Annotated in this window: 21 protein-coding genes and 1 pseudogene; 9 read left to right on the top strand and 13 right to left on the bottom strand. The window is 66.1% G+C overall.

Translation table 11 applies throughout. From position 1 onward, the window contains the following. Window positions 1-18: 18 nt before the first annotated feature. Complete coding sequence (locus MUK71_RS14080; protein ID WP_227928533.1) at window positions 19-894, bottom strand: aminodeoxychorismate lyase; 876 nt, start codon at window positions 892-894, stop codon at window positions 19-21. Window positions 895-978: 84 nt separating this feature from the next. On the opposite strand from MUK71_RS14080, the gene cls reads away from it, so the two are divergent. Beyond that, window positions 979-2,454, top strand: coding sequence for a cardiolipin synthase (gene cls / locus MUK71_RS14075; RefSeq protein WP_227928534.1), 1,476 nt, complete (start codon window positions 979-981; stop codon window positions 2,452-2,454). 24 nt (window positions 2,455-2,478) lie between these two features. On the opposite strand, the gene MUK71_RS14070 is transcribed toward cls, so the two are convergent. Genes MUK71_RS14070 through MUK71_RS14060 form a run of 3 tightly spaced genes read right to left on the bottom strand, consistent with a single transcriptional unit; the run spans window position 2,479 to window position 4,467 of the window. Further along, window positions 2,479-3,087 (bottom strand): nucleoside/nucleotide kinase family protein, encoded by a 609-nt coding sequence (locus tag MUK71_RS14070; RefSeq protein WP_227928535.1) that lies wholly within the window; start codon window positions 3,085-3,087, stop codon window positions 2,479-2,481. Beyond that, window positions 3,077-3,613 (bottom strand): low molecular weight protein-tyrosine-phosphatase, encoded by a 537-nt coding sequence (locus MUK71_RS14065; RefSeq protein WP_227928537.1) that lies wholly within the window; start codon window positions 3,611-3,613, stop codon window positions 3,077-3,079. Before MUK71_RS14065 ends, MUK71_RS14070 begins: the two co-directional genes overlap by 11 nt. Before the next feature lie 50 nt (window positions 3,614-3,663). Beyond that, on the bottom strand, window positions 3,664-4,467 hold the full coding sequence (locus MUK71_RS14060; RefSeq protein WP_227902620.1) for a methyltransferase domain-containing protein: 804 nt from the start codon (window positions 4,465-4,467) through the stop codon (window positions 3,664-3,666). 244 nt (window positions 4,468-4,711) lie between these two features. Between MUK71_RS14060 and dnaK the strand changes: the two genes are divergently transcribed. The 5 genes from dnaK to MUK71_RS14035 all read left to right on the top strand — a co-directional run bounded on the left by dnaK (window position 4,712) and on the right by MUK71_RS14035 (window position 9,732). After that, complete coding sequence (gene dnaK, locus MUK71_RS14055; RefSeq protein ID WP_227902616.1) at window positions 4,712-6,592, top strand: molecular chaperone DnaK; 1,881 nt, start codon at window positions 4,712-4,714, stop codon at window positions 6,590-6,592. A 2-nt stretch (window positions 6,593-6,594) separates the two neighbouring features. Continuing rightward, window positions 6,595-7,230, top strand: a complete 636-nt coding sequence (locus tag MUK71_RS14050) for a nucleotide exchange factor GrpE (RefSeq protein ID WP_227902615.1) — start codon at window positions 6,595-6,597, stop codon at window positions 7,228-7,230. A 140-nt stretch (window positions 7,231-7,370) separates the two neighbouring features. Continuing rightward, on the top strand, window positions 7,371-8,366 hold the full coding sequence (locus tag MUK71_RS14045; protein ID WP_227902614.1) for a DnaJ C-terminal domain-containing protein: 996 nt from the start codon (window positions 7,371-7,373) through the stop codon (window positions 8,364-8,366). Window positions 8,367-8,428: 62 nt separating this feature from the next. Beyond that, complete coding sequence (locus MUK71_RS14040) at window positions 8,429-8,941, top strand: heat shock protein transcriptional repressor HspR (protein WP_227928538.1); 513 nt, start codon at window positions 8,429-8,431, stop codon at window positions 8,939-8,941. Between the two features lie 53 nt (window positions 8,942-8,994). After that, the gene (locus tag MUK71_RS14035) at window positions 8,995-9,732 is read left to right on the top strand and encodes an MOSC domain-containing protein (protein WP_227928540.1); all 738 of its coding nucleotides are present in this window, start codon (window positions 8,995-8,997) and stop codon (window positions 9,730-9,732) included. Between the two features lie 54 nt (window positions 9,733-9,786). Here the strand turns inward: MUK71_RS14035 and MUK71_RS14030 are convergent, their stop codons facing one another. From MUK71_RS14030 to MUK71_RS14020, 3 genes are all read right to left on the bottom strand, one after another. Further along, complete coding sequence (locus tag MUK71_RS14030) at window positions 9,787-10,434, bottom strand: class I SAM-dependent methyltransferase (protein ID WP_227928541.1); 648 nt, start codon at window positions 10,432-10,434, stop codon at window positions 9,787-9,789. A gap of 90 nt (window positions 10,435-10,524) precedes the next feature. Further along, complete coding sequence (locus tag MUK71_RS14025; protein ID WP_227902603.1) at window positions 10,525-11,514, bottom strand: NYN domain-containing protein; 990 nt, start codon at window positions 11,512-11,514, stop codon at window positions 10,525-10,527. 163 nt (window positions 11,515-11,677) lie between these two features. Further along, window positions 11,678-12,517 (bottom strand): helix-turn-helix transcriptional regulator, encoded by an 840-nt coding sequence (locus MUK71_RS14020; protein ID WP_227928543.1) that lies wholly within the window; start codon window positions 12,515-12,517, stop codon window positions 11,678-11,680. A gap of 101 nt (window positions 12,518-12,618) precedes the next feature. Between MUK71_RS14020 and MUK71_RS14015 the strand changes: the two genes are divergently transcribed. Beyond that, window positions 12,619-13,383, top strand: coding sequence for an SDR family oxidoreductase (locus MUK71_RS14015; protein WP_227928544.1), 765 nt, complete (start codon window positions 12,619-12,621; stop codon window positions 13,381-13,383). 6 nt (window positions 13,384-13,389) lie between these two features. On the opposite strand, the gene trmB is transcribed toward MUK71_RS14015, so the two are convergent. Then, window positions 13,390-14,235 (bottom strand): tRNA (guanosine(46)-N7)-methyltransferase TrmB, encoded by an 846-nt coding sequence (trmB, locus tag MUK71_RS14010; protein ID WP_227902596.1) that lies wholly within the window; start codon window positions 14,233-14,235, stop codon window positions 13,390-13,392. Between the two features lie 267 nt (window positions 14,236-14,502). On the opposite strand from trmB, the gene MUK71_RS14005 reads away from it, so the two are divergent. After that, window positions 14,503-16,119 carry a DEAD/DEAH box helicase gene (locus MUK71_RS14005; protein WP_227902594.1) on the top strand — a complete coding sequence of 539 codons (1,617 nt, stop codon included), beginning with the start codon at window positions 14,503-14,505 and terminating at the stop codon, window positions 16,117-16,119. Between the two features lie 90 nt (window positions 16,120-16,209). Here MUK71_RS14005 and MUK71_RS14000 read toward each other — a convergent pair whose 3' ends face one another. Then, on the bottom strand, window positions 16,210-16,671 hold the full coding sequence (locus MUK71_RS14000; protein WP_227928546.1) for a pyridoxamine 5'-phosphate oxidase family protein: 462 nt from the start codon (window positions 16,669-16,671) through the stop codon (window positions 16,210-16,212). Window positions 16,672-16,758: 87 nt separating this feature from the next. Here MUK71_RS14000 and MUK71_RS13995 point away from each other — a divergent pair. Beyond that, a pseudogene (locus tag MUK71_RS13995) lies at window positions 16,759-17,154 on the top strand (YccF domain-containing protein); the annotation flags it as partial. A 135-nt stretch (window positions 17,155-17,289) separates the two neighbouring features. Here the strand turns inward: MUK71_RS13995 and MUK71_RS13990 are convergent. The 4 genes from MUK71_RS13990 to betT all read right to left on the bottom strand — a co-directional run bounded on the left by MUK71_RS13990 (window position 17,290) and on the right by betT (window position 24,499). Then, window positions 17,290-19,230, bottom strand: a complete 1,941-nt coding sequence (locus MUK71_RS13990; protein ID WP_227928549.1) for a penicillin-binding transpeptidase domain-containing protein — start codon at window positions 19,228-19,230, stop codon at window positions 17,290-17,292. 101 nt (window positions 19,231-19,331) lie between these two features. Further along, a complete protein-coding gene (locus tag MUK71_RS13985; RefSeq protein ID WP_227928551.1) occupies window positions 19,332-20,903 on the bottom strand; it encodes a GMC family oxidoreductase in 1,572 nt (523 codons plus the stop codon). A 6-nt stretch (window positions 20,904-20,909) separates the two neighbouring features. Next, window positions 20,910-22,394, bottom strand: a complete 1,485-nt coding sequence (locus MUK71_RS13980; protein ID WP_227902576.1) for an aldehyde dehydrogenase family protein — start codon at window positions 22,392-22,394, stop codon at window positions 20,910-20,912. Then, window positions 22,391-24,499, bottom strand: a complete 2,109-nt coding sequence (betT, locus tag MUK71_RS13975) for a choline BCCT transporter BetT (RefSeq protein ID WP_227902574.1) — start codon at window positions 24,497-24,499, stop codon at window positions 22,391-22,393. Before betT ends, MUK71_RS13980 begins: the two co-directional genes overlap by 4 nt. Window positions 24,500-24,848: the final 349 nt, after the last annotated feature.

Raw genomic sequence — 24,848 nt, 5'->3', positions numbered from 1 at the left:
GGACGCCGGCGGACGCTGCTACAGTGCTGCGTCCGCCAGTTTCACCAGTTCGGCGTTCAGCGTTTCGGAGAAGGGCAGCCCGCGTCCGTCGATGGAACGGACCGGCACTAGCATCCGGATGCTGGAAGCCAGCCAGACGCCGTCGGCCTGGAACAGGTCCTCGGGGACCAGTGGACCGTAGCCCAGCTCCCAGCCGGCGGCCTCAGCCGCCCTGAACAGTGCATCCTGAGTGGTTCCGGCCAGGATGCCGGAGCGGCGCTCGGGCGTGAGCAGCGTCCGCACCCCGTTGCGTTCGGTAGCCAGGACCACCGTGGAGGTTGGACCTTCCAGGACCTTGCCGTCGGAGGACGTGAAGATGGCGTCATCCGCACCGTTGGCCCTGGCATACCGCAAAGCGGCCATGTTTACCGCGTAGGACAGGGTTTTGGCTCCCAGCAGCAGCCACGGCGCCCGGGATGCGGCCAGACTGTCATAGCCGCGGTCCAGCAGCAGCACGCGAATGCCGTCCTTCTGCTGCGCCGCATTGTCCGGTGCGGACGTGACCTGAACCCATGCGGTAGCTTCCCCGGCGCCTTCAACACCTCTGGTGGCCACCAGCTTCACCGCGGCCCGTCCGGTGGGACCCGCATCCCCGGCATGCAGCGCCAACGCGGTGGCAATGGCCCGCTCCCAGGCGGCACGCTCCGGAATCCGCAGGTCCAGCAGGTCCGCGGAGGAACCCAGACGGTCCAAGTGGGCATCGGGTTTGCGCGGTACGCCGTCCACCGCCAGCAGGGATTCGAAGATCCCGTCGCCGCGCGTGACGCCGAGGTCATTGATCATCAGCGCCGGAACACCGGCGTCGGCCGGGCGTCCGTCAGGGTAGGCAGGATCCAGGAAAACCAGAACAGTCATGCCACCAGCCTAGCCACAAAGACCCGGCCGGGCCGCCGTACAGATAGGCTGTTCACAGGTGCGGCTGCTGGGAGGAGCTTGAGTGTGTACTGGTCTCTGACCGGCCTGGACCCGTCCGGGTGGATAACGGTCGTACTGACCGTGGTGGATTATGCCATCCGGATCATTGCGCTGGGTGTGGTTCCCGGCAACCGCCGCCCCACCACGGCCATGGCCTGGCTGCTGTGTATCTTCTTCCTCCCCATTCCCGGAATCATCCTGTTCTCCCTGTTCGGCAACCACCGGCTTTCCGAACAGCGGGTGCGCCGGCAGGCCGAAATTAACCGTGCCGTCCGCGAAAACACCAAGGAACTGGAAACCGAAGTCAGCACCTATGCCGGGCCTGAATGGGTGCTCAACGCCGCCGAGCTCAACCGCCGGCTGGGCTCCTTCCCCACGCTGGACGGCAACAAGGTGGAACTGCAGCGGGACTACCACGCGTCCATCGAGGAGATGACCCGCGCAGTGGAGAAGGCTGTCCGCTACGTACATGTGGAGTTCTACATCATGGGGTACGACGCCGTGACCCGGGACTTCTTCCATGCACTCAAAGAGGCAGCGGGCCGCGGGGTGACCGTCCGGCTCCTCTTCGACCACATCGGCACGCTGCGGGTCAAGGGCTACCGGAAGCTCCTGAAGGAGCTGCGCAGCAGCGACATCCAGTGGCGGCGGATGCTGCCCATTGAACCTTTCCGCGGACACTGGCGCCGCCCGGACCTGCGCAACCACCGGAAACTGCTGGTGGTGGACGGCGCGGTGGGGTTCACCGGGTCCCAGAACCTGGTGGAGCCGGCCTACCACAAAGCCAAAAACCGCCGTTCCGGACGCAACTGGGTGGAACTGATGGCCCGCGTGGAAGGGCCGGTGGTGGATGAACTCAACGTTGTCTTCGCCACGGACTGGAACGCCGAAACGGATGAGAACCTGGAACGGGAACTGAGCCTGTACGAGTGGACGTTCGATCCCGGAGACGTCACCTGCCAGGTGGTCCCCAGCGGTCCCGGTTTCAGCACGGAAAACAACCTGCGCCTCTTCGCCTCCCTGATCTATTCGGCCTCCGACCGGATCTCCATCACCAGCCCCTACTTCGTCCCCGACGACACCCTGCTGTATGCCGTGACCACGGCTGCCCAGCGCGGAGTGGCCGTGGAACTGTTCGTTTCCGAACAGGGCGACCAGTTCCTGGTGGACCACGCCCAGCGCTCCTACTACGAGGCGCTGCTGGAAGCGGGGGTGCGGATCTATCAGTACCCCAAGCCGCTGGTGCTCCATGCCAAACACTTCACCATCGACAACGAGGTGGCTGTCCTGGGCTCCAGCAACATGGACATGCGGTCTTTCTCCCTGAACCTTGAGGTATCCGTGATGATGTTTGACGGCACCATCGTGGAGCAGATGCGCCGGATCGAGGACACTTACCGTGCCTTGTCCAAGGAACTGCTGCTGGAGAACTGGGTGGGCCGTCCCGTCTGGCAGCGCTACATCGACAACGTTGCCCGCCTGACCGCGACACTGCAGTAACCCTTCCGGGTGTCTGCGCGGACCCTATCCGGCGGCGCCCGCCGGGTCGGCGCCGGACAGCTGTGCCAGCACCTGGCCGAGTGCGGCCGCGGGGTTTGCGCCCGCGCCAACCATCCGCACAGTCAGGGAAGCAGCGGCAGGCACATCATCGGTGGCGGCCCAGCGGCGTTCCTGCGCCGCCCACCGCTCCCAATGCGGGGCATACGTGCTGCCGTCGCGGTCAAGGGCGTACCGCTTGCGGACGGCTTCCTCGCCGTCCACCCACACAACGGTGTCCAGGAGGGCGCGCGCCTCGCGGTGGGCTGCCCCGACGCCTTCCAGAACGACGGCGTCGGCGGGCTCGGTGACCCGCGCGGCGCCGGGCCGGCCGGTATCCCAGTCCCACGCCTGCCAGCGTGCCGGCAGCCCGCGGGAGAGCGGGCGCAGGATGCGCTCCCGGTAATAGGCCATACCGGATTCCAGCCCGTCCCAACCGGGATAAATGTCCTCCAGATGGAACAGGCGAACGGAGCCGCGGCTGCTGAGGGCAGCGGCCACCTCGGTGGCCAGAGTGGTTTTGCCGGCCCCCGAGAAGCCATCAACGGCGATGAGCAGGGGAGAAGGGGCTGTGCGTAGCGAAGACTCAGTGCTCATCACGGCTTTCGGGCCGGTTCGCATGCAGGGACGCCACGTAGTCCACTACGCCCGGAACTGCGGCGTCGATCAGCGCGTACGCGGTTTCAAAGTCCTTCCGGTTCCCGTACCAGGGGTCCTCGATACTGAGCCCGGGTGAGGGTTCGGGGCGGCCCGCGGAGGTCTGCAGGGCGGGATCGAAGGCCCGCAGCATCATCACCTTGGCGCGGTCCGCCGCGGTGGGTGCCTGCAGCGAGAGTTCCAGGTAATGCCCATAGTCCATGGCCAGGATGAGGTCGAGGCTGCTGAACCATTCCGGCTGGAACTCCCGGGCACGGAATGCTGAGAGTCCGGCGTCGGGGTAGCCGTGCCGCCGCAGTTCCGCAGCTGCCCGGGTGTCCATGGGCTTGCCTGCTTCCCATCCGGTGAGGCCGGAGGAATCCACGGCCATCCTGGCGCCGGTGCCGGTGAGGGCGCGGTCGAGGGCGAACTGGGCCATGGGGGAGCGGCAGATGTTTCCCGTGCAGACGGTCTGGATGCGGAACATGGCTTAAACCCTACGCACAAACCGCGGGCCCAGCCGGATGGACGTGCGGGCTAGGCGCGCGCCAGCAACTCGCCGCAGGGCATCAGGAACCAGCCGTCCGGCGCCTCCGCCCACGCCTGCCAGCCGGCCGAGATGCGTTCCAGCGCCGCCTGATCCGCCAAACCGCGTTCCAGCGCCTGTTCGGCGAACGCGGACTGAAGGACCCGCTCGGACCAGGAACCGGCATGCCACGCACGCTGTTCCGGTGTGGCGTAAAGCCAGTTGGAGGAGGACGGGGTGATGTCGGTGAACCCGGCCTCCAGCGCCCAGGAGAGCAGGTGCCGGCCGGCATCGGGTTCGGCCTGGTTGCCGCGGGCAATCTGCTGGTAGGTCTGCATCCATTCCGTCAGGGCGGGCGAGGCGGGATACCAGCTCATGCCGTGGAAATCGGCGTCTCGCACCGCCACCAGGCCGCCCGGTTTGGTGACCCGGCGCATTTCGCGCAGGGCTGCCACCGGGTCCATCAGGTGCTGCAGCACCTGGTGGGCATGAACCACGTCAAAGGTTTCATCCGGGAAGTCCAGGTCATACACGTTTCCGGCCGTAAAGGTGGTGTTCTGCAATCCCCGTTCGGCAGCCAGGGTGCGGGCCTGCGTCAGCACGTCTTCGGACTGGTCCAGGCCCGTCACGGGTCCCGGAGCGGTGAGTGCCGCGAAATCCGCGGTGATGCTTCCCGGCCCGCAGCCGACGTCGAGCACGCTCATGCCCGGCTGGAGTTCGGGCAGCAGGTACGCGGCGCAGTCCTTCGCGGTGCGGACCGCGTGGGCAGCAACCACGCTGCGGTGATGGCCGTGGGAGTACGTTTCGGGACCCATAGCAGGACCCTACCGCCCGCGCCGGACGGCCGGTATGCAGGCGTCATACCGTGTCACGCAAGACCCCCGGGCGAAGTTGAGTGCGGAAGGCTCAAGTTTGTTGACAAAGAATCAGGGCTGAGTAGAGTTGAGTCCAGAACGCTCAATTGCACTGCCGCGATGTCGGAAGGGGCTCCCCGCCTGGGGATCCGGTCCGCTGATGTCACGGAAGATGCGGGTTTTTCCAAGGAAAGAGGAAGCAAATATGTCACGTGCAGTAGGTATTGACCTCGGAACCACCAACTCGGTTGTCTCGGTCCTGGAAGGCGGCGAGCCCACGGTCATCGCCAACGCCGAAGGCGGCCGCACCACACCCTCCGTTGTTGCCTTCGCCAAGTCCGGCGAGGTCCTGGTTGGTGAAATCGCCAAGCGCCAGGCCGTCAACAACATTGACCGCACCATCGCTTCCGTCAAGCGCCACATGGGCACTGACTGGAACGTGGACGTGGACGGCAAGAAGTACACCGCCCAGGAAATTTCCGCCCGTATCCTGATGAAGCTGAAGAACGACGCCGAGTCCTACCTGGGTGAAAAGGTCACGGACGCCGTGGTCACCGTTCCGGCCTACTTCAACGACGCAGAGCGCCAGGCCACCAAGGAAGCCGGCGAAATTGCCGGCCTCAACGTGCTGCGCATCGTCAACGAGCCCACCGCTGCAGCCCTGGCCTACGGCCTGGACAAGGGCAAGGAAGATGAACTGATCCTCGTCTTCGACCTCGGCGGCGGTACGTTCGACGTCTCCCTGCTCGAAGTCGGCAAGGATGAGGACGAGTTCTCCACCATCCAGGTCCGCGCCACCTCCGGTGACAACCGCCTCGGCGGCGATGACTGGGATCAGCGCATTGTTGATTACCTGCTGGGCCAGGCCAAGGCCAAGGGTGCGGATCTGTCCAAGGACAAGATCGCCCTGCAGCGCCTGAAGGAAGCTGCGGAGCAGGCCAAGAAGGAACTCTCCTCCGCCACCTCCACCAACATCTCCCTGCAGTACCTCTCGGTCACTCCCGAAGGCCCGGTCCACCTGGATGAGCACCTCTCCCGTGCCAAGTTCCAGGACCTGACCAAGGACCTGCTGGACCGCACCAAGAAGCCGTTCAATGACGTCATCGCCGAAGCCGGCATCAAGGTTTCCGACATCGACCACATCATCCTCGTGGGCGGTTCCACCCGTATGCCCGCCGTCTCCGAACTGGTGAAGGAACTGGCAGGCGGCAAGGAGCCGAACAAGGGCGTCAACCCGGATGAGGTCGTCGCCGTGGGTGCCGCACTGCAGGCCGGTGTGCTGAAGGGCGAGCGCAAGGATGTGCTCCTCATCGACGTCACCCCGCTGTCCCTGGGTATCGAAACCAAGGGCGGAGTGATGACCAAGCTGATTGAGCGCAACACGGCCATCCCCACCAAGCGGAGCGAAACCTTCACCACGGCTGATGACAACCAGCCCTCGGTGGCCATCCAGGTCTTCCAGGGCGAGCGTGAGTTCACCCGGGACAACAAGCCGCTGGGCACCTTCGAGCTGACCGGTATTGCACCGGCTCCGCGCGGTGTCCCGCAGATCGAGGTCACCTTCGACATCGACGCCAACGGCATTGTGCACGTGTCCGCCAAGGACAAGGGCACCGGCGCCGAGCAGTCGATGACCATCACCGGCGGCTCCTCGCTCTCCAAGGACGACATTGACCGCATGGTCCGTGAAGCCGAAGAGCACGCTGCGGAGGACAAGAAGCGCCGCGAGGCAGCCGACGTCCGCAACTCGGCAGAGCAGCTCGCCTACTCGGTGGACAAGCTCCTCACCGACAATGACGACAAGCTGCCCGAAGACGTCAAGACCGAGGTCCGCGGCGACGTCGACGCGCTGAAGAAGGCGCTCGAAGGCACCGAGAACGACGACGAGGTCAAGAGCGCGTTTGAGAAGCTGCAGGCTTCCCAGACCAAGCTCGGCGAAGCCATCTACGCTTCGGCCTCCGCTGCGGGTGCCGAAGGCGCTCCGGGTGCGGCCGACGGCGCAGCAGGCGACGGCGCGGCAGCCGGCGGTGCAGGCGATGAAGACATCGTTGACGCCGAGGTTGTCGACGACGAAGAGAAGAAGTAACCATGGCTGCTGGAAACGAGCACGGGAACACCCCCGAAGGCGAGGATCCGATCAGCGGCCAGGACCAGTCCGCGCCGGATGAAGCAGCACAGCAGGACGCAGCGGCAGCCGGGGAGGGCGTTTCCTCCCCGGCCGCCGGACCGGACGGCGACGCGCTGTCCCAGGCCGAGCAGATCCTGAACAACGCTGACGTACCGGCACAGCCTGCGGATACGGGTTCGCCCGAAGCCGCGGAACTGCGCAATGACCTGCTGCGCCTGCAGGCCGAGTACGTGAACTACCGCAAGCGGGTGGAGCGGGACCGCGACGTTGCCCGGGAAATGGCAGTCATCGGTGTGCTGAACACGCTGATGCCCGTCCTGGATGACATCGATGCCGCACGCCAGCACGGTGACCTGGCGGAGGGACCGTTCGCCGCCATCGCCACCAAGCTGGAAAACTCGCTGAAGACGTACGGACTCAGCCGCATCGACGAGACCGGAGTGGAGTTCGATCCGAATATCCACGAGGCACTCATCCAGCAGCAGAGCGCCGATGTCACGTTTGATACGGTCACGCAGATCCTGCGCGCCGGCTACAAGTCCGGCGACCGGGTCCTGCGTGCCGCGCAGGTGATTGTTTCGGTTCCGGAACAGTAGTTCCACAGTGTCCGGGGCTGCCCTTGAAGGCAGCCCCGGACATTTCCATAGGCAGGTCCCGCAGCAGGGCCGGCAGTAAGCCCGTCGGCCGGCTCAAACGGCAGCGACGCGGGATCAGTGCACAAGAAAGGGGACGCCAATTGGCTAGTCAGGATTGGGTCGATAAGGACTTCTACAAGATTCTGGGTGTTCCCAAGGATGCGTCAGACGCCGACATCAAAAAGGCCTACCGCAAGCTGGCACGGAAATACCATCCTGATCAGAACCAGGGTGACGCCAACGCGGAGCGGATGTTCAAGGATCTCTCCGAGGCATACTCGGTGCTCTCCGACGCAGAGGAACGCCAGCAGTATGATGCCATCCGCGCAATGGGCAGCGGTGCCAGATTCTCTGCAGGCGGTGCCCCGGGCGGCGGCGGAGCAGGCGGCGCAGGATTCGAGGATATCTTCGGGGACCTGTTCGGCCAGACCGCCCGCGGCGGCGGCCGGCGGACCACGTTCAACGCCGGCGGCAGCAACATCCCGCCGGAGTTCGCCGACCTCTTCGGCGGCGGCGGTTTCGGTGGCGGAGGCTTCGGCGCCCCGCCGCCTACCAAAGGCGCGGACCGGACAGCCAGCACCACCATCTCCTTCGCGGGGTCCATTAACGGCACCGTGATCGGCCTCCGCGAACCCAGCGGAGAAGTAGTGGAGGTCCGGGTTCCGGCCGGCGTCAAGGACGGCCAGAAGATCCGTGTGCGCGGCAAGGGGCAGCCCGGCGCCGCCGGTGCCGGGGACCTGATGGTCACCGTGCATGTCACCCCGCACGACTTTTTTGTCCGCGACGGCAACAACATCCGGATCCACGTTCCGGTGTCCTTCCCGGAGGCCGCACTGGGCGCCACCATTGAGGTGCCCACGCTGACCTCAGATACCGTGCGCCTGAAGGTACCCGCCGGTACGCCGTCCGGCCGGACACTGAGGGTCAAGGGCCGCGGCGTGCACACGTCCAAGGGCAACGGCGACCTGCTGGTCACCGTGGACGTCGCCGTGCCCTCACGGCTGAACAAAGAGGCCCAGGCCGCGGTGGAGGCGTTTGCCGAGGCCACCAAGGGTGAGGACCCCCGGGCCGGGCTCGCCGCCAAGGCGCGGCTCTAGCCGGCTCCCCGGCGGATTGACCCGCCGGGGTTAGGATTTCAACCAGCAGTGAAGGAGGAACAATGGGCATAGACGTCAACGCGCCTATTTTTGTGATCTCCGTTGCCGCTGAGCTCGCGGAGATGCATCCGCAGACCCTCCGGCAATATGACCGGCTCGGAATAGTCCGGCCCAGCCGGGCGCCCGGGCGGTCGCGCCGGTATTCCCAACGGGATATCCAGTTGCTCCGCGAGGTCCAGAAACTCTCCCAGGAGGGTGTCTCGCTGGAGGGAATCAAACGGATCATGGAGCTGCAGAACCAGGTCACCGGGCTGCGGCAGCGGGTCAGCGAGCTTTCCTCCGAGCTGGAGACTGCCCGCCGCCACACCTCGGACCGCAGCCGTGTCTTCGCGGCCGGCCGGGCCGGCGATGTGGTGACCCTGAGCCGCGGGCAGCGGCCGCCGGCGGCTCCGGGCTCGGTGCAGCAGCTGGGACTTGTGTCCCTGATGCAGCGCAGCGGCAGGCTCCGCGCACTGCCGGCCGGCAAGTCTGCGGACCGGAACTACGCCGAAGAAGGCTACATCCAGTCGCTCTGAGGGCCTGCAGCACGTTCGCAGCACCAGCCCGCGCGGCATGAGATGATGCCCGGATGCGACAGATGGGAAGTCCGGTCGGTACCGTGCGCGCGCTGTACCGCTACCCGGTCAAATCAACCGCAGGCGAGGCGCTGGCCGCCGTCGAGGTCACCCGGCGAGGCCTGCGTGATGACCGCCTCTGGGCGGTTTATACGAACGACGGCGGGATTGCCAGCGGCAAGCGCACCCGCCGCTTCCGGCCGGTGCCCGGTCTGATGCAATGGTCCTCCAGCACCGCGGAGGACGGCGTGCCGCTGCTGACCGGCCCCGATGGGCGGTCCTACCGGGTCGATGAGCCGGCGGCATCCACTGCCCTGAGCTCAGCCCTGGGCCGCGAGCTTCGCGTGCAGCCTGAAACCACGGTGCAGCACCATGACGAAACTCCGCTGCACCTGCTAACCACATCTTCCCTTGCCGCCCTGGACGACCTCACCGGCGCACAGGTGGACGAGCGCCGCTTCCGGGCCAACATCATCATTGATACCGGTCCGGAGCGGGTATTCACCGAGGACGCCTGGATAGGTGCCGAACTGGCCCTGGGCCCGGAGGTGCTCCTGCAGCTGGGGCCGGGCATGCCGCGCTGCGTTATGGTCGACCAGCCCCAGGCCGGCGTCGATGCGGGGGCGAAGGCACTGAAGGTGCTGGGTGCGCATCACCGGGCCGAACTCGGCCTGCAGGCCCATGTGCTGCGCACCGGGATGCTGCGGGCCGGTGACACCGTAACCCTGCACCTTGGGTCCGGTGCTGCCTGAAGGGCAGCATGTCCCTGCCGTGAGGTGACCGCCAGGGCGTAGCGGGCCGACCGGTCAGCGCAGGCGCCGTGCCCGCAGGACCACATCCTCGACGTGGTGCGCTCCGGCGCCGGCCGTGACGCTCCGGGGGCGGGTCTCATTCACCTCCACCGCCCAGTCCCCGTCCAGGGCGGCAGCAATATCGCCGGGCAGGACGTAGGCGCGCATGTCGACGGGAGCCTGGTCCTGCGGTTCATGAACGGCGGGCATCGCATGATGCACCACCAGAAGGACACCGCCGGGGGCGACCGCATGCAACAGCGCCTGCTCGGCGGCATTATTCCCCGTGCGCAGCAGCGCCGGATACTGGGCCGAGACCAGATCGAAGCCTCCGGCCGGAAGGTCCGCTTCAACCAGTCCCGAGTGCAGCCACGTCACCTGCAGGGACCGCTGGGCGGCCTGACGGGCGGCCCGGTCCAGCGCTACACGTGAAACGTCCAGCGCAGTGACGTCCCAGCCCCGGGCCGCCAGCCACAGCGCATCCGCGCCCTCGCCGCAGCCCACGTCGAGCACCCGCCCCGGAGCCATGCCGGCAACCTCGGTGAGAAGTGCGCCATTGGGCTCACCGCTCCACAGCGCATCCCGGCCGGCGTATCGCTGGTCCCAGTCTTCCTGAACGGTTGCCGGGTCCGGTGTGGCGGCGGGATCTTGAGTCGGTTCCATACCTTGAAGCATGCGTCGCCCGGAGGCCGGGCTGCAAACCCCGTTGCCGGACCGGCAAAGGCTGCAGGCCCACCCCGGCCGGGCCGGCTGCTATTCCCGGGCGCCGGCGTCCGGCCGAAGCCGGATGAGCCGCTGCGGGCCGTCGTCGTCCAGTTCCACCAGGTCACTGTGCGAGGAGAGGAAGTCGGTAAAGGAACGGAAGCCAAGCGGCTTCTCGTTGAAGGAGGGGTCCATCCGCCGCATCTGGTTCTTCACCGTGCCGGTGTTCAGCCATTCGTCATCGCCCTTGGCATGGCCGATCTTCAGCGCCCGGACCAGCAGTTCCGTGGCGAGCGTCCGCGGATCAATGTCCTCAGCGACGTCCGGTTCCTCGAAACGGGCATCCTCGGTGTGCGAGAACATGGGCACAACGGTGAGCTTGCGCGCCTTGCTGGGGGTCTGGTCCATCGCGGCCTCAGCCGGGGATGGTGATGATCCCGGAGCGGCCTGTGCTGCCTCCGCCTTCACAATGCCGGGCAGGGAATCGTAGTCTTCGAACTCGTCACAGGCCGCGGCCAGGGAGGTGCTGGTGGACCCGGCGACACCAATGCCTACAACAAACCGGCCAAGGCGCTTCGACTTCTGTGCCAGGGCAATGTAGTCCGAATCCCCGGCCACAATAATGATGTGCGTGAGGTCAGGGAGGCGGAAAAGGTCCTCGACGACGTCCACGGCGAGGCGGATGTCGGCGCCGTTCTTGGTGCCCCGGGTGGTGGTGGTAAAAAGCTGCGTGAGGTCCACGGCCCGGGACATCAGCTGGCGCTGGTAGCTGGCATTGACCGGCACGGACCAGTCCGCGTAGGCACGGTTAACCACCAGGGTGCCGAAGGACGCGGCGAAGTCGATGATGGCGTTGAAGTCCACGGTGGCCGCGGCGAGCCGGGCAGCGACCTCCGGATCCGCGTCCCTGCTGGTCTTGTCGAAGTTGCGGATCCCGTCACGTTGGAACGCGTTGCGGCCGTGCAGCTGCTGGTAGCGGGAGATCACAATGTTGTCGAAGTCGATGTACAGGCCGACGCGCGGATCGCTCGGTTCATGCATGGGGGAATTCCTTCTGGACGGCGGACGGCTTGCTGCCGCCCGTACCCCCAGTTTCCTGCGGCCGGTACGGCTGGGGCAAACCGGCGTCGGCAGAGCCGGCGGTAAAAGCCGTCACCCTTGCACAGCAGGCCACCCGGAGACACCAGCGGGGCCGGGCAGGGTATCAGCGATCCGGCGTGAACCGCTGCTGGCCAATGACGGCGAGCAGGCCGAGCTTTTGTGCCCCTTCACTGCGTGGGGGCGCGGTCAGCACCAGCAGCGCCTGCCCGCGATCCTCGCTGTACAGCGTCTGGCAGTCCACCTCGATTTCGCCCAGCTCGGGATGCAGGAGTGTTTTATGGTCGGCGAAACGGGTGGCCACCGCGTGGGACTTCCAGATCCGGTCAAACTCCCGGGAGCGGTGCAGCAGCGCCTCAACCACGTCCCGTGCTCCCGCAGTGTTGCCGGAAACGGCGACCCGCAACCCGGCAACCTGCGCCCGGCCCTGCCGTTCCTGGTCACCTGCCGGATAGATGCTGCGTTCGGCGGGGTCCGTAAACCAGCGGTAAACGCTGCTGCGGGCGTGGCCGGTAAACCGCGAATGGTCGCCCAACAGCAACTTGGCGAGCCGGTTCTGGGCCAGCGTTTCCCCAAGCGCGGAAAGGATGAGGGCCGGCGTATCCTCCAGCCGGTCCAGCACCCGCAGGAGGGCGGGCGCCACGTGGGTATCCGGGAAGGTCCGAAGCGGAGGATTCCGATCCGCCAGACGGAACACGTAGTCCCGCTCGTCATAACTGAGCCGCAGGGCCCGTGCCAGGGAGCCCAGCAGCTGCTCCGACGGCTGGGGGCCGCGTGCCTGCTCCAACCGGGTGTAGTAATCAACCGACATGCCCGCCAGGAGGGCAACCTCATCCCGGCGCAGCCCGGAGACCCGGCGCCGCAGGCCGGGGGAGAGTCCCACGTCTTCGGGCAACAGTGCGTCCCGGCGGGACTTCAGGAAATCGGCGAGTGCGGCGCGGTCCATGGCTCCATCATGATCCACCGCAGCCGTTCCATACAGGGACCGGGAATCCTACGACAAACGCTCCTCTGCCGCCCGTCGGCCGCCCGGCCAAGACTTGGAGCATGAACATTTACGGAAACACCATCTTCATTCCCGGCGCCACCTCCGGTATCGGCCTCGCGCTGGCCCTCCGCCTGCAGGCTGCCGGCAACAAAGTCATCATCGGCGGGCGGCGGACCGACGTCCTGGCAGAGCTCGCTGCCGATCACGGCTTCGGTACCGTGGTTATTGACACCACGGACCCGGACTCCGTGCCGGCGGCCCGGGATGCGGTGCTGGAACGCTATCCGGAGCTGAATGTCCTGATCTCCATGGCGGGAATCATGGCACCGGAGGACGTCCACGACGGTGGGTTCCTGGCCCGGGCCGAGCGGATGGTGAACACGAACATCAACGGACCCCTGCGCCTGATGGCAGCATTCATCGGGCAGCTGCAGACCCGGGAGGAGGCTGCGATCATTACTGTTTCGTCCGGTCTGGCCCACACACCGCTGATGTCCACGCCCACCTACAACGGCACAAAGGCCTTTATCCACCGGTTCACCGAAACCATCCGCCTGCAGCTGGCAGATACCCCGGTCCAGGTGATTGAGCTGGTGCCGCCGGCGGTGCAGACCGAGTTGATGCCCGGCGGGTCGGTGAACGAGCGTTACCTCCCGCTCGACGATTTCGCCGACGAAGTCATGGCCCTGCTCGAGACACAGCCCGACGCCCGGGAAATCCTGGTCGACGCCGTGAAATTCCTTCGTTTTGCCGAAACGGAGGGACGCTACGCGGATGCGGTGGCCGCCGTAAACCCGGCCGTACCCGCGGGGGAGCCGGGCTAGGCGCCGCTAGACGCGCCGGTAGGCGAGGTCGAAGATGAGCCGGCCTGCCTGGTGCGCCTTGTTCTCGAAGCTGGTGAGCGTGCGGCCCTCAAAGCGGGGGGCCCAACCACCGCGCTCATCGACGTCGTCCTCCGGGGCCTTGTTTTCCAGGCCTTCCCGGCGGACCCGCGTCAGCGGGCTGTCCGCCCCGGCCCGCTCACCGGCGTGCAGGTTCCCGAACAGGGAAGAGGCATCGAGGACCTCGCGCATCTGCACGGCGTAGTCGGACCAGTCCGTGGCCAGGCGCCACGTGCCACCGGGAACCAGGACCCGCGCCACCAGTTCGGCGAAGGATTCCTTGACCAGGCGCCGCTTGTGGTGGCGGGTCTTGTGCCAGGGGTCCGGGAAGAATACCCAGACCTCGTCAACGGACCCGGCGGGCAGCATGGTGGTCAGCACCTCCGGCGCGTTGGCCTGGACCACCCGCACGTTGGTCAGGCCCTTCTGCCCGATCCGCTGCAGCGTCTGCGCCAGACCCGGCAGATAGACCTCCACGGCCAGGAAGTCCTTGTCCGGATTTGCCTCGGCAGCGTGCGTGACTGCCTCGCCAAGGCCGGACCCGATCTCGACGACGAGGGGAGCGGTGCGGCCAAACTCGGCCGTGGCGTCGAAGACATAGTCCGGGTGCACGGAGGTGTCTGCTTCATCACGCGGCACGTCCACCACGAAGCGGTCCGAGAGTTCATCCCACGCCTGCTGGCGCCGGCCCTGCAACCGGGAGCCGCGGCGGACAAACGAGACAGGCGAGCGGAAATGCCGGTCCTCGGTGTCAGCGGTGTCGGTGGCGTCGGGCAGGGCTGGTTCAGTAGTCATTACCCTTAATGCTATCGGCTGGCGTGCCCCCAAAGTTCACTGCGGCTGGCCGTCGAATTAGGAAACTTCCCCCCAGCAGGTAAGCTGGTGGGAGATGTTGGTCCTGCCACGGCGTAAAAACCGTGTGTGTAAGCAGTCCAGCCTGCGTCGATGAACGCTTTCTTTTGTCCCGCCTGTTAGTGCGGTAGACACTGTCTGACTTTTCTTCGGCGAACCCCCGGCCCAAACGGCGTTGGGGGCCACTTACCGAAAGTTGCCTGTCTTTTAATGACTACTTTTGCTGCCCTTGGCGTGCCCAAGGCGCTTGTTTCCTCCCTCGCCGCTGCCGGAATTGCCGAGCCTTTCCCCATTCAGGTGGAGACCCTCCCGGACACCCTCAAGGGACGCGACGTCCTGGGCCGCGGCCGCACCGGCTCGGGCAAGACCCTCGCATTCTCGCTCCCGCTGGTTGCCCGGCTGGCCGACGCCGAAGCCGCCTACCGCCGCCGGCCCAACCGCCCGCTGGGCCTGGTCCTGGCACCGACCCGCGAGCTGGCCACCCAGATCAACAACGTGATCGAACCGCTGGCCAAGGAACTGGGCCTGAACACCACCGTGATCTACGGCGGCGTCTCCCAGCAGCGCCAGGAAAAGGCGCTGAAGGCAGGCGTCGACATCGTCATCGCCTGCCCCGGCCGGCTCGAAGACCTGATGAAGCAGAAGGTCATCAGCCTCGAGTCCGTGGAAATCACCGTGCTGGACGAGGCCGACCACATGGCCGATCTCGGCTTCCTTCCGGTGGTCCAGCGACTGCTGGACCGCACCCCGGAAAAGGGCCAGCGTATGCTCTTCTCCGCCACCCTGGACAACGGCGTGGACAAGCTCGTCCGCCGCTATCTGTCCAACCCGCTGACGCACTCCGTGGATGACCCGCAGGCCGCAGTCACCACCATGGAACACCACGTGCTGCTGGTCCAGGACCAGACCGCCAAGAAGCTGCTGGTCAAGGAACTGGCCTCCGGCCAGGGCCGCCGCATCATGTTCATGCGCACCAAGCACCACGCCCGCAAGATGGCCAAGTTCCTTACGGACAGCGGCATCCCCACGGTGGATCTTCACGGCAACCTGTCCCAGAACGCCCGTGACCGGAACCTGGCCGAATTCGCTTCCGGCGATGTCCGCGTCCTGGTCGCCACTGACGTTGCCGCCCGCGGCGTGCACGTGGATGACGTGGAGCTTGTGGTCCACATCGATCCGCCCACGGAACACAAGGCGTACCTGCACCGCTCGGGCCGTACCGCCCGCGCCGGTTCCGACGGCACCGTGGTGACCCTGACCCTTCCGGAGCAGAAGAGCGAAGTGTCCAAGCTGATGAAGGCAGCCGGTGTGGACGTCTCCATTGAAAAGGTCAGCCACAACTCACCGTCAATCGCCAAGCTCATCGGCGAACGCGCTGCCGTGGTGGACCCGCACGTCCGCGCCGCGCAGCTCGCGGCCAAGTCCCCGCAGCAGGGCGGCGGCCGTTCCACCGGCGCCAACGCCCAGCGCAAGCGCGCCGCCCGCGGCACCAGCGCCCCCCGCGCCGGCGGACGCGGCGGCAACGGCGGACGCGGCCGCGTCTCTGCCGAACGCCCCGAGCGGATGGACCGCAGCGAACGCAATGACCGCGCAGCCGCCGGTGACGGCGCACGCACCCAGCGTCCGGCCCGCGCCGTGGAAGGCCGCCGCACAAGCGCCGGCGCAGCCACGGCCTCCGGACGCAACCGCCGCCCCGCCACGGGCCAGCGCGCTGAAGGTGCAGGCGCCGGCCAGCGTTCCGGCGGAACTGCTGCCGGCCGTCCGGCACGTGCCGCCGGTTCCCGCCGCGCTACCGCTCCGGCATCCAACGAGCGCCGTTCACGCTAAATAGCTGCCAGTGCCCCAGGCACTGGCAAAGAAAAAGGCGCCGCCTCCCCTCGGGAAGCGGCGCCTTTTCGCTGTGTCCGGGCAGCGGACCTACTCGGTGTACAGGCCCATGCCGCGCAGGACGTTGCGGCGCGCGACGTTGGAAATGATGAACCGGCGTCCGGAGGTCACCTCCGGGTCAATCCGCACAAATGCGTTTTTGGTACCCGCCTGCCAGGGGAACAGGGGCAGGTCTTCCGAGGCCAGAAGGTCCTCGTTGTCCGCCAGCAGGGAAGCGGTGCCCTTGAGGACCACGCTCCAGGCGGAGGAAAGGTTGTCATCATAGCCGTCGATTTCGAAGGCGACGGTGTTTCCGGACAGTGCGCCGGAGAGCTTGGTGCCCGCGGCGGTGCGGAAAACCACGCTGCCGTGGTCCACGGCAAAGTTGATCGGGAAAATCTCCGGCTGCCCGTCCACAATGACGGCCAGCCGGCCGAACTGTGCCCGCCGGATGTAGTCCCAGCACTGGTTGGAAGTGAGTCGGTCTGCGGTGGCTTCTTCGGAGGTCGGCATGCCGCCAGTCTAGGCCAGCGGGGCCCGGCGCGGCCAAGCAGGCCCGGGGCCGTGGCTTAACAATGGCCGGTGGAGAAGAATGGGTGGATGAAAGCGATCCTGAATGTCATCTGGCTCCTGTTCGGCGGCATCTGGCTGGCGCTGGGGTATGCGCTGGCAGGGGTGCTCTGCTGCCTGCTGATCGTGACGATTCCGTTCGGCATAGCCTCCTTCCGGATCGCTAACTACGCCCTCTGGCCCTTTGGCAGGACAGTGGTGGACCGCGGCGGATTCTCCGGTCCGCTGAGCCTGGTGGGCAACATCATCTGGCTGCTGCTGGCAGGGATCTGGATTGCCATCGGCCACGTGGTCACCGCCATTCCGATGTTCGTCAGCATTGTCGGTATTCCGCTGGGGATCGCGAACCTGAAGATGGTGCCCATTTCCCTGATGCCGCTGGGAAAGGTCATTGTGCCTACGGATAGCTGGCAGATCACTCCCTATGCAGGAAACGCCTACCGGCAGCCGGGGTATGCCGGGCGGACGGTGCCGGGACAGTACCCACAGCCCGGGCCGTACCAGCAGCCGGGGCAGTACTAACCCCGGGCAGGCCTAACCCGGGGCGGCTAGCGGGCAGGCCTAGCCGCGGGGCACGCCTTCCAGGAAGGCCTTCATCAGCGGTCCGCCCGAGGTGGAACCGCGTTCACCCTGCTCCACGAACACCGCCACGGCCAAATCGCCCTGGAGGGCAAGCACCCAGGCGTGGGTCTGCGGCGGATACTCGCTGCCGAATTCCGCGGTGCCGGTCTTGGCCAGCACCGGGTCCCCGGGCACCTCACCCAGCATCTGCACACCGCCCTCGGTGACCACCGCGCGCATCATCTGCCGCAGTGACTCAGCCTCGGCCGGAGTCAGGTTGCCCGGCGCAGCGGCGGATGAGGTCGTGTCAGGGGAGGGGGCAGCAGAATCGCCGTCAGCCGTGCCGTTGCGGATGAGTGAGGGGGCAACGCGTTCGCCGGTGCTGATGGACGCGCCTGCCACGGCCATCGCCAGCGGGCTGACGAGTATTTCGCCCTGGCCGATCAGCGAGGCCGCATGGGCGGTTCCCTCTGCAGCGGCAGGAACGGACCCGAAGAAGGCCAGCGTGCCGAGGGATGCCTCAACACCTATCCCCAGATCTGCCGCTGCTGCCGCGAGGTTCTGCTGGGACACGCTGTCCCGTGCATTGAGGAACGCGGTGTTGCAGGAATTGGCGAACGCAGTGCGCAGTGGAATGTCGCCGGTCGCCGCGGCCGGGTAACCGGGTACGTTGGCGAACCGCCGCCCGTCCACGGTGAGCTCGGCCGGACACTGGACGGTGGTCTCCTCCGTGGTGCCGGTGCGCAGCATGGCAAGCGCCGTAGCGGTCTTGAAGGTGGAGCCGGGCGGGTACTGGCCCAGCAGGGCCGTTTGCTGGCCTTCGCTGCCGGGGCCGTTGGCGACGGTGAGGATCTCACCGGTGGAGGGCTGGATGGCAACGATGGCCGACGCCGAGGGCTCATCTGCCAGGACGGACTCGGCGAGCGTCTGCAGCCCGGGATCGAGGGTTGTCTGCAGGCTGGTGCCGGGCTCGGGGTCAAGGGTCATCACGCTGGTGCTGGCACCGTCGGCGCTTTCCACCGTGATTTCCACTCCGTCGCTGCCCCGCAGCTGTTCGTCGTACTGCTGCTGCAGGCCGGAGAGTCCGGCGGTGTCACCGGGCGCCAGCCGGCCTTCGGAGTTTTCGATCAGTTCCGCGGTGGCTTCGCCCACGGTCCCCAGCAGCGCCCGTGCAAACTCCCGGGTGGGTGCCAGGACCCGTTCGGACGGCAGGGCAACCGCGCCGGGAATGGCTTCGACGTCGGCGACGGTGACCGGGCCCTCCGCCTCCGCGCGCTGGACAATGGCTTCGACGAAGGCCTCCGGCCCGGAGGCCTCAACCTGTGCGGTGTAGGCGGCCGGATCCAGTCCGGCCAGCTCGGCGAGGGCAGCGGCGGAGGTTGCCTGCAGCCCCTCCGGCACATCCGGTTTGCTGATGCCGATCCGCAGCACCGGCCGGGCGCCCATCAGGGGTTTCCCGTTGCGGTCCAGGATGTCCGCGCGGGGGATCAGGGCATTGGCGGTGCGGACCAGCTTATCGCCGTCCTGCAGTGAATCGAACAGGACTGAAGGTGACCACTCCACCAGCCAGGCGCCGTCGTCGCCGCGGCGAAGCGGGGCGGTGCTCTCGTAATTCCAGTCGGGTGTTGAATCGCCGTTGACGTCCCAGGCATAGGCCAGCCGGGCGGTGGCGGCGTCGTCATCCCCGGGATCCTCGTCCACACTGGCCACGGTCACGGCGGGACGGACCGGGCCCATGCCCGCCAGCAGGGTCTCCAGCTCGGTGTTCACCTCTGCGGCGGTCCCGGCGGTGAACGCCGACCCCGAAACATCGGCACCGCTCAGTCCGCGTGCCAGCTCGGCGGCGGCGTCGTCCGGGGCAGGTTTGTCCGCGGAACAGGACACCAGAGTGAAGGCCAGGGCAGCGGCGAGTACGGAAACGGTTGCACGGTTTTTCCCCATCCGGACAGGCTACCCGTGCAGGGTGACGGAAGATGTCCGCTGACACGCACAAAGGGCGGCCGGATGCGCTCCGGCCGCCCTTTGTTACGTCGCGCGGAATACTAGGCGGTGCGGTCTGCCTTCACCAGCTCCGCGCAGCGCTCACCGATCATCATGGTGGTGATGTTCGGGTTGACGGTCACCAGTTCCGGCATCGCCGATGCATCGGCGACCCGCAGTCCGGTGACGCCCTTGACCCGCAGCTGCGGGTCAAGCGGAGCCATCGGATCGTCAGCGGCGCCCATCCGTACGGTTCCGGCCGGGTGGTAGACGGTGTTGTGCGTTTTTTTGATGTATTCGGCGATCTGCTCGTCCGTCTGCACGTCCTTGCCCGGGTACAGTTCCTCGCCGGCCCATTCGGCCATGGCCGGCTGGGCCACGATCTCGCGGGCCTTTTTGATGCCGGCCACCATGACCCGCATATCGTGCGGGTCGGTGAAGTAGCGCGGATCCACCATCGGCTTGTCCCGGAAGTCCCGGCTCCGCAGCCGGACCGTGCCGCGGGAACGGGCATGGGTAACATTCGGAGTCAGGCAGAAACCGTTCTCCGTGGTGGGGTAGCCGTGGCGCAGGGTATGCATGTCAAACGGCACCGAACCGTAGTGGAACATCAGGTCCGGACGGTCCAACCCGTCCTCGGTGGGAGTGAAGACACCGATCTCCCACCACTGGGTGGAGGTTTCGGGCATCGGCTTCTTCGCCTCCCACTGGATCACGCCTTCAGGATGGTCCTGCAGGTTCTCGCCGACTCCGGGGGAATCCACCCGGACCTCAACGCCCCGCTCCTGAAGATGTTCCTTCGGGCCGATGCCGGAGAGCATCAGCAGCTTCGGGGAGTCGATGGCTCCGGCGGAAACAATGACCTCCCGGCGGGCACCCAGGTGCTTGGCACGGCCGAACGGGTTGTCAACGACGTCGACGCCGGTGCAGCGGTTCGCGTCATCGAAGGTCAGTTCCTTGGCCAGGTACCCGGTGAGCAGGGTGAAGTTCTTCCGCTCCATGATCGGGTGGATGTAGGAGACGGAGGAGGAGGAACGGGTCCCGTCGGCACGGCGGTTGATCTGGAAGAAGTTGGCGCCGTTAATCACGGTTTCCCCGGTGTTGAACTTAACCCGCGGGATGCCGGACTGCTCGCAGGCGTCCAGCAGGGCGACGCCGCACGGATCATTGGCGGGGATGTTCATCAGGTGCACGGGACCGGAATCGCCGTGATGGGGTGCATCGGGGCCGGCGTCCTCATTGGACTCAAGCTTCCGGTACAGCTCCCAGGCCATCTTGGCGTTCCATCCCTCGGCGCCAAACTTGGTTTCCCACTCGTCAATGTCTTCGCGGGGAGCCCAGAAGGCAATGCAGGAGTTGTGGCTGGAACACCCGCCCATCACCTTGGCCCGGGCATGGCGCATAAAGGAGTTGCCGTTTTCCTGCGGTTCAATCTGGTAATCCCAGTCGTAGCCGGATTCCAGGAGCTCCATCCAGCGGTCCAGCTGCAGGATCTCATCGAGCCCGCGGTCATCGGGCCCGGCCTCGACCAGTGCCACCTCGACGTCGGGATCTTCGCTCAGGCGGGCCGCTACAGCCGCGCCGGCGGACCCGCCGCCGACCACGATGTAGTCGAATTCCGTCTTCTCAGCCATAAGGTCCTAGCCCTTTCCGTGATCGGTGAACCAGCCGGTCACCTGCGGGTTGATGTTCTGGTAAATGTGCTTGGCTTCCTGGTATTCGCCCAGTCCCGTGGGGCCCAGTTCACGGCCGATGCCGGACTGTCCGTAGCCGCCCCATTCGGCCTGCGGCAGGTACGGGTGGAAGTCATTGATCCAGACGGTGCCGGCGCGCATCCGGCGGGCAACGCGCTGGCTCTTGCCGGCGTCCTGCGTCCAGACGGCTCCGGCCAGCCCGTAGTCGGTGTCATTGGCCAGTTCCACGGCCTCGTCTTCGCCGTTAAAGGTTTCCACCGTGACGACCGGGCCGAAGGCTTCATCCATCAGGGAGGAGCCGCCGCGCTTGACGTTGTCCAGCACGGTCGGGGCGTAGTAGAAGCCCTTTTCCAGGTCCCCGGTACCCCAGGTGCCGCCGCAGCGGATACGGGCGCCTTCCTCCACTGCCTTGTTGACGTAGGCGGTAACCTTGTCACGGTGCGCGGCGGAGATCAGCGGCCCGGTTTCGGCCTTTTCGTCGAAGGGTCCGCCCATCCGGATCATTTCGGCGCGGCGTACCAGCTCATCCACGAAACGTTCGGCAATCGGTTCCTCAACCAGCAGCCGGGCACCGGCTGAGCAGACCTGGCCGGAGTGGACAAAGGCGGCGTTCAGGGCGTTGTCCAGTGCGGCGTCGAAGTCGGCGTCGGCGAAAATAACGTTGGGGTTCTTGCCGCCCAGTTCCAGGGCGACCTTCTTCACGGTCTTGGCCGCGGCGGCGGCGATGATCTTGCCGGTGGCCACGCCGCCGGTGAAGGAGACCAGGTCCACGTCCGGGGACTCGGAGAGCGGTGCTCCGGCCACGGGCCCGGCGCCGAGCACCAGGTTGGCAACGCCGCGGGGCAGGCCGAGTTCCTCGAGCACCTGCATCATCAGGATGGCGGTGTGCGGGGTCAGCTCGGAGGGCTTAAGGATGAAGGTGCAACCGGCTGCCAGTGCGGGTGCGATCTTCCATGCTGCCTGCAGCAGGGGGTAGTTCCACGGGGCGATCAGCCCGCAGACACCCACGGGTTCGTACTCGATCCGGCTGACGACGTCGTTGTTGCCTGCGTCCACCATCCGGCCCGCGTTGGATGCGGCGATTTTGCCGAAGTAGCTGAAGCAGGCAGCGATGTCGTCCATGTCGATTTCGCTTTCCACCAGGCGCTTGCCGGTGTCCAGCGTCTCCGCACGGGCAAATTCATCCTTCCGCTCGCGCAGCCGGGCAGCGACCTTCAGCAGGAAATCCCCGCGCTCCGGAGCCGGCACGGAGGACCATTCCCCGCGCTCCCACGCCGCCTTGGCCGCGGCGATCGCCCGTTCGGTGTCTTCACGGGTCGCCTCGGAGACAGCGGCGACGAACTCGCCGTCGGCCGGGTTGTGGATCTCGCGGATGCCGCCGTCGGATGCGGGCACCCATGCTCCGTCGATGAACAAAGTGGCCGTTGTCATGCTCGTCCCTCCTCGCTGACAAAGTCAGCTTCCCAGTTGTCTTTCGGAACCTGGTCCTCCGTGATGGAGGTATTGCCCGGCACCTCTCGGTTGAGGTGCAGGAACTCCAGGTGGGTCTCGTAGTGGTCCAGGACATCGGTGATGACCTGTTCCTTCGTGTAGCCCATGAGGTCGTAGCCGTGGCTGCCCTCAAGGGAGAACACCTCCATGCGGAAGTACTTGCTGTCCGCCGACGCGTTGGTTGCGTAGGACGGGGTGTCGTACTGCACGGGGTAGATCTGGTATTTGAATACGCGTTCCTCGGCCATTCCCACCTGCAGGTCCAGGTGATGAATGCCGTGCGGTGCCGCCTCGCCTTCGCAGAGTGCGACGTCGGCGCCGCGTTCCTTGAGTTCGTCGTGGACTTCCTGCAGGGCAGGGCGGGCAACGGTTTCGATGAAGCGTTCCACCTGCCGCGGACCGGGGTAGGTCATCACACGGGAGAGTCGCTGGCGCCAGCTGCGTCCGCTGCGCGCGTCCAGGCTGCGGCCGGCAATGATGCTCGGCAGGGAGGCGCGGTAACTGTCCGTCAGGGAGTTCTCCACCCGCAGGGCCTTGTATACGCCCAGCATGATGAACAGCAGCAGGATGGACAGCGGCAGTCCCATGATGATGGTGGCGTTCTGCAGGGTGGTGACACCGCCAACCATCAGCATGGCCAGGGTGAGCAGGCCGGTCACCACGGCCCAGAAGACCCGCAGCCACTTGGGGCCGTCGGAATCCGCGTCCTTCAGGTGCGAGGTGAAGTTGGCCATGACCAGGGCGCCGGAGTCTGCGGATGTCACGTAGAACAGCAGTCCGGTGAAGGTGGCGATGGCCGCTGTGGCCGGCGCCCACGGGTACTGCTCCAGCAATCCGTAGAAGGCCCGTTCGGGCTGGTTCATGGCCACTTCGCCGAATGCCGCGTTGCCGCCCATCACCAGCTCCAGGGCGGAATTGCCGAAGATGGAGATCCACAGCAGGATGAAGGCGAACGGGACAACCATGGTGCCCAGCACAAACTGCCGGATGGTGCGGCCGCGCGAAATCCGGGCCAGGAACAGGCCCACGAACGGAGCCCAGGCAATCCACCAGGCCCAGAAGAACAATGTCCAGGAGCTGAGCCACGCGTCCGGACGGTCATAGGCCATGGTGTCCATGGTCATGGCGGGGAAACGGCTCAGGACGTCACCGATGTTCTGGACAATCCCGTCGAGCAGGAAGTTGGTTTTGCCTGCGATGAGCACAAACAGCATCAGGCAGACGGCGAGGATGACGTTGAGTTCGGACAGCCGCCGGATGCCCTTCTCAACGCCGGAAACCACTGAGACGGTGGCCATGATGACGGAAAGTGCAATCAGTGCGATTTGCACGGTCAGGTTTTCGGGCAGCCCGAACATAAAGCTCAGGCCGTAGTTCAGCTGGACGACGCCGATGCCGAGGGACGTGGCGATGCCGAAGATGGTGCCGAGCAGGGCGGCAATATCCACGCCGTGGCCGAGCGGACCATCGATTTTCCTGCCGAAGATCGGATACAGGGCCGAACGGATGCTCAGGGGCAGGTTGTGCCGGTAGGCGAAGTAGCCCAGTGCCAGGCCCATCAGTGCGTACAGCGCCCACCCGGTGATTCCGTAGTGGAACAGTGTCAGCACCAGTGCCTGCCGGGCGGCCTCCGCGGTGGCGCCGTCCCCGGTGGGCGGCGCCAGATACTGGGTGACCGGCTCCGAGACCGAGAAGAACATCAGGTCAATCCCGATGCCTGCGGCAAAAAGCATGGACGCCCAGGTGAAGACGCCGAACTGCGGTTTGGAGTGGTCAGGGCCCAGCTTGGTCTTGCCCACGCGTGTCAGTGCTGTGACCAGAACAAAAACCACAACGAGGCTGACCACCAGGAAGTAGTACCAGCCCATGTTCTTGGAGACCCAACCCACCATGGAGCCGATGACCGTCTCAGCGTTGTCGGCGGCCAGCATGGCCCACAGGGCGATGGCGAGGATTCCGGTAGCTGAACCGATGAAGACCGTCTTGTTTACCCGGGTTCGCGGCACAGCGGTCTCCGCTGTCTCCGGTTCCGCAAGTTTGCTCATTGGGGGGTCAGTCCTTCGGGTTGCTTTGGAGTTGTAAAAGGCGCTCCGGCAGCCGGGAAACACTGAATGTGGCCGCGGCAGCGCACCGGCCTGCTGCAACTCTGCGGCAGGACTCACGGTGGCAGCGGCAGTGGCAAAGCACATCCGGAGGCATTTTCGAATCTATCAAAGCCCTCGACGCCCCCTCGATTCCTTAGATATGGGTCACATTCCTCCACGTCAGGGCCGTCGGGCGAAGCCCTGGTCCCGGCTGGCTCCCGGCAGCCGGTGAGCCCTGTGCACACCCTGGTTTCCCTGCTACCGTTTTTTGGAAATGGCACTTTTGTGGCCAACACCACAAGCTGCTTCC

Source organism: Arthrobacter zhangbolii (genome assembly GCF_022869865.1).
Taxonomy (GTDB): domain Bacteria; phylum Actinomycetota; class Actinomycetes; order Actinomycetales; family Micrococcaceae; genus Arthrobacter_B; species Arthrobacter_B zhangbolii.
The sequence above is the reverse complement of the archived record's forward strand: the minus strand, read 5'-3'. Positions and strand labels throughout refer to the sequence as shown.